This window comes from Frankia nepalensis (genome assembly GCF_016786325.1).
In the GTDB taxonomy this organism is placed as follows: domain Bacteria; phylum Actinomycetota; class Actinomycetes; order Frankiales; family Frankiaceae; genus Pseudofrankia; species Pseudofrankia nepalensis.
The window spans coordinates 1-4,894 of the sequence record NZ_JADWYU010000283.1; the positions used below are offsets into that span (position 1 = coordinate 1).

Sequence of the window (4,894 nt, forward strand, 5' to 3'; positions counted from 1 at the left end):
CCGAGGCCGCCCTCGCCGGCGCTGGGATGCTCCCCGGCGCGGCCGTCGTCGCCGGCGGCGCCAAGGCCCTCAAGACCTTCAAACAGGCCGAGGCCGTCGTCACCCGTTACGGCGACGACGTCGCCGACGCCGCCACCACCTGCGCAGTCGGCGGCGGCGGACGCAAGAGCTTCGCTGCCAACACCCCCGTCCTCCTGGCCGACGGCACCACCAAACCCATCGACCAGATCGAGGTCGGCGACCAGGTCCTCGCCACCGACCCCGAAACCGGGCAACAGGCAGCCAAGACGGTCAGCCACGTCTGGGTCCACGACGACACCCTCACCGACCTCCTCCTCGCCGATGGCACCGTCCTCACCACCACCGAGGACCACCCCTTCTGGTCCGCCACCGACCACCGCTTCGAACGCGCCGATGAACTCACCAACGGCGAGAAGCTGCTACGCCCGGACGGACGCTAGGCCGCAGTGTCCGGCCTCCAACCCGACACCAGCCGCCAAGCGCTCGCCTACAACCTCACCGTCGCCGACATCCACACGTACTATGTCCTCGCGGGCACCACGCCGGTGCTGGTGCACAACTGTGGTGACACTCCGCCGGGAGTCGGTTGTAACTGCGCCCCTGCGACCGGCGCGGGTCCGAATGTGCCGCCAATTCGCGTCAACGGGCCTTGGACTCTGGGTGATATTGGTCGCGGCGCGCATGGGCTGCGCCCGAATCGCTTGGGTGACCGAATTGAGATTCACCATGCGGACCAGATGCCTGGATCGCCGATTCATGAACTTGATCAGGTTGTGCATCGGGGGCCCGGCTCTCAGCTCCATCCAAACGCCAATAGCCAAGGCGTTACCGGAGCAATGCGTGCGGACGACACGCAACTGCACTGGTGGTACCGCTCGCAGGAGCAGGGTTGGGGTCATTATGGGCCCGACCTCTGGTACGATAACTGGCCGGGCTAGCAGGGAGCGAAGGAGACGGCGATGGAGTTCGAAGAGTTCGAAGCCCAGGTGGAAGCTTTCCGTGTGGAACGGGTGGGCAGGCGGTATCCTCCTGGGTTTCAGCTCTTCGACTCCTGGATTGCAACAGATGCCGATCTCGCCGCGGTCGAGACGGTTCTGCGGACGCGGCTGCCATCTAAATACAAGAGATTCATGCAAGCATTTGGTGGTGGCGTATTTTCTTTCGTGGAAATTTTGCCTGCCAGGTCGCCCGATGCTCGTAGTGAAGATCTACTTTCCGTGAACACCGGCGTATTTGCTGTGCCAAACTTCGTAGCCGTTGCTCCCGTTGGTACGGGTGACTGGTGGGGATTCGTCTCCGAGGATGGCGTGTGCCGCGAGCAGGTAAGTTTTCTTGATCACGAGGATGGCGCCGTCCAGTTCGACGCTTCCGACTTTTATGAATTCGTCTCATCAAGAGGGCTCCGCGTGGGGGTTTAACAGGCTCTTCGCGGTTGGCTGGAACCCGGTGACCAGGTCCTCGCCACCAACTCCGAAACCGGGCAACAGGCAGCCAAGACGGTCAGCCACGTCTGGGTCCACGACGACACCCTCACCGACCTCCTCCTCGCCGATGGCACCGTCCTCACCACCACCGAGGACCACCCCTTCTGGTCCGCCACCGACCACCGCTTCGAACGCGCCGATGAACTCACCAACGGCGAGAAGCTGCTACGCCCGGACGGACGCTAGGCCGCAGTGTCCGGCCTCCAACCCGACACCAGCCGCCAAGCGCTCGCCTACAACCTCACCGTCGCCGACATCCACGTACTATGTCCTCGCCGGGCAGACGCCGGTTCTGGTCCACAATGACAAGAAGCGCATCACTGGCTATGATAACCCGGGCCACCATGACCCGCACGACGGGCCGAACCCGTATAATCCCAATAAGGCTGTCCTGCCGGCTGACGCGGAGGCACATTTCCAAAAGTGTCCTTGTTGATGGGGTGCGCTGGACAAAGATCGGCTCCGGCGATAAGACTGTATACTACAGATACTCAAATGACGCGCATGGAAATTGGCATTGGAGTGGCAGCTCTAATGGCGTCGCTAATCGAGGAAAGCCGGTAGGATCCCCTTGAACCGCATGCCTGTTCAGGTCCAGCGGGGGTAAGAGTTGAGGTTCCTTGACGACAGTGGTCGATTCGGTTTGCTGGTAAGCCCTCTCCCTGGGCGTCGCATGTTCCGTTTCCAACTCGTCATAGACGGTCAGCTGGTTGGTGACCGGGAGGGCTGTATCCTCGGATCCGTGATGACGCAGCTCGAGAATCGACCACATATCGACGATAGACGGCTCGATCTGCTGGATGCCAATCCTGCTGAATTCATAGAGCTATTTGCTGTCGACGAGTTTCTCCATGACTCGACCATAATGTCGAGTGTCGAGTCGCTGGATCAGTGGACGGTGTACAGCTATGTGCGCGCGGGGCGGTTTTTCGTCGTCGCGCAAGAAATTGTGGAGCGGAAGGTTAGTCCAATTCTTGTCGCAGATATTGGTGAAGAAGAGTTTGACTCTATAGTTGACGCCGCTCGAAGCTACTGGCTGAAGTCTCAATGATGTAGGAGGGGCTCCTGCGTCGGTTCTGGCGGATCGAGCGGCCCGAGGGTATCGGGAGCAGGGAGGGCGCTCCCGGGTAGGGCGACCGAGCCGCAGGAGGCGTTCCTCGACGGCTATGCCGAGGCGGTTCCTGGTGCTCGGCGGTGTGTCGGTGCGGCACATCCACTACGACAGCCTGTCCGCGGCGGTGAACAAGGTGTGCTTCGGGCGTAGCCGGATCAAGTCGGCGCGGTGGGCGCCCCGACGGCCGCTAGGCGACAGTGTCCGCCTCCAACCCGGGACCAGCCGCCAGGCGCTCGCCTACAACCTCACCGTCGCTGACATCCACACGTACTATGTGCTGGCTGGGGCGACATCGGTCCTGGTCCACAGCTGCGACCTTGCTCAGAGGGCGGCGGACCATAGGGCAAACGTTCTGGTCACGACCGACGCGCTGCACACGTCCGGTCCGGGCGAACCTCGACTGGCTGGTACACTGACGCGCTTTCTCAGATCGGGACCAGGTGAGCAGGGGGCGACTGGATGACTCCGTACAACTTAAGGTTCCCCGAGTACTTGGACGGCTACGAAGCCGAGACTGAGGCCAAGGGGTATCTGGTTGATGTGATCGTCTCCACAGGGAAGGCAGAATTTGATCTAACCGTCTATGATCCCGTTCGGTCGGTTCAGGAAATTTCGGACGAGGTCACCTCGGGTGGATACTTTGCGATGGCGAATGTTCTCGTGGTTCCAGCTGTAACCAGAGCTGAAGTCTCGCGAGCGGTCGACAGCCTAGCCAGGGTCGGCTTCTGTGGGCTGAATCCTCGGCTTGCGAAATAAGTAACCCGACCGGCTCGGCATGCACATTCGGACATCTGGAAGAGAAGAATTTTCGCTTCAGTGGAATATTGGGCACCCTGGAACATCTGCTGATCTCGTGATGGCTACGTCGAGAGGTGCTATCACGGTCGGCACGACCTATCTAGGGGACGGGCTAGGAGAGTTGGTACGGTCAGCCTTCAGCCTTCTTCGGGGATCGCTGTCTTCGATCGCGCTGCTTGCGTCTGAACCAGGTGGAACGTGGCTCTTTTTCACAGATGCCCAGCGCGACGCGTTCCTTCAGATTGTGACTTTCCCGGACATCTGGTCGGAGAGTCGTTGGGCTGAGGGAAGATTACTCTGGTCTGGTCGAATCGGAGTGAATGAGTATGCGCTCGAGATCGTGAAGATTGCCGACGGTGCCCTCGAGTACTATGGAGGCGTTGAACCCTATTTGGATAAATGGGGTTCCCGGTTTCCTGACGCGGAGATCCGCGAGGTCCGGGAGCTTCTTCGTGTGACGTGACGCCTTCGGACTTAAATCCGCCAGTAACTCGTGATGTTCGGGGTTCATAGGTCGCCCGGGACGTGAGCGGGTGCCTGCCATGCAGGGAGCATCGGGGACCGTTGGAGGGCATACCGCAGCCTGCGCCACCGGCGGAGCTGTGGTTGCTGCGGGTTGTGGCTGGTTGGGTCGGCGGGACCGGCTGGAGGGCGGTGGGCGGGTGGGGGAGTCGATCTGGGACACGCGCGTCAGCGTAGCGGCGCGACCTTTCCCAACAACACGGACAGGCCGGGCAAGACCCTCCCGCTCGGTGCGGGTCGAGGCGTGGTCGGGCAGGGCGCGGGCGATCAAGCGCGGGTCCTGGGATCCTTTTCGACTGCGACATGCCGCGACACGATCGGGCCCCGCCTCATCGCCGCGGCCCTCATCGGCGTCACCGCCCCGGCCCGCTCGGGTCGCGCCGCATCCGCGACGACCTCGGACGCGACATCGCCCCAGACCACGGAGTAGCGCTTCTGGCGCGGTGATCAGCTGCGGGAGACATCGATCGATCTAAAGCCATTGGGGCGGGGATCGACCGGGAGGACGGCTGCGGATAGTCTCGAAGAGAAGCTAGCGATGGAATCGGCTATGTCGAATCCGATGGCAGGAAGGATTCTTCCAGTTAGAAAGGGGATGACCGATGCCCGGTGGATGGGTGCGGATGGCTGGGTAAAAATGGGCCAGAACGTAAATGGTGTGAAGATTCACTATGTGATGAATGCGAGAACCGGACAGGTTGACGACTGTAAGTTCAAATAGCCGCCAAATCTCGCGCCCTACGCACCCTCATGAGGGTGAAGGGGTGGGATGATCGATCCCCAACCTCTTTTGGATGGTGATCGTATAAAATGCAACCCGCGGTGGGTCGAGGAGCTGGAGTGAGAGTAGTCTGTATTGCAAGACGCGCTAGCGCCTCAGTCATTTCTTCGGCTTATAACCCTCAGGCGACATCTGATGTCACTACTGGGTCGAACTACCCAGTAGCTGCGATAT

At 61.1% G+C, this 4,894-nt stretch carries 6 protein-coding genes; all 6 read left to right on the forward strand.

Features of this window, described 5'->3' with window-relative positions:
* A partial coding sequence (locus I6A81_RS40340; RefSeq protein ID WP_203010497.1) for a Hint domain-containing protein occupies nucleotides 1-461 on the forward strand: 461 nt, incomplete at its 5' end.
* 6 nt (nucleotides 462-467) lie between these two features.
* The gene (locus tag I6A81_RS40345) at nucleotides 468-959 is read left to right on the forward strand and encodes a hypothetical protein (protein WP_202998795.1); all 492 of its coding nucleotides are present in this window, start codon (nucleotides 468-470) and stop codon (nucleotides 957-959) included.
* 21 nt (nucleotides 960-980) lie between these two features.
* The gene (locus I6A81_RS40350; RefSeq protein ID WP_202998794.1) at nucleotides 981-1,439 is read left to right on the forward strand and encodes an SMI1/KNR4 family protein; all 459 of its coding nucleotides are present in this window, start codon (nucleotides 981-983) and stop codon (nucleotides 1,437-1,439) included.
* A gap of 18 nt (nucleotides 1,440-1,457) precedes the next feature.
* A complete protein-coding gene (locus I6A81_RS46470; protein ID WP_202998805.1) occupies nucleotides 1,458-1,691 on the forward strand; it encodes a polymorphic toxin-type HINT domain-containing protein in 234 nt (77 codons plus the stop codon).
* A gap of 559 nt (nucleotides 1,692-2,250) precedes the next feature.
* Entirely contained in the window at nucleotides 2,251-2,556 is a 306-nt protein-coding gene (locus tag I6A81_RS40360; protein WP_203030134.1) for a hypothetical protein, read from the forward strand.
* A gap of 522 nt (nucleotides 2,557-3,078) precedes the next feature.
* Nucleotides 3,079-3,375, forward strand: a complete 297-nt coding sequence (locus tag I6A81_RS40365) for a hypothetical protein (RefSeq protein WP_202998792.1) — start codon at nucleotides 3,079-3,081, stop codon at nucleotides 3,373-3,375.
* Nucleotides 3,376-4,894: the final 1,519 nt, after the last annotated feature.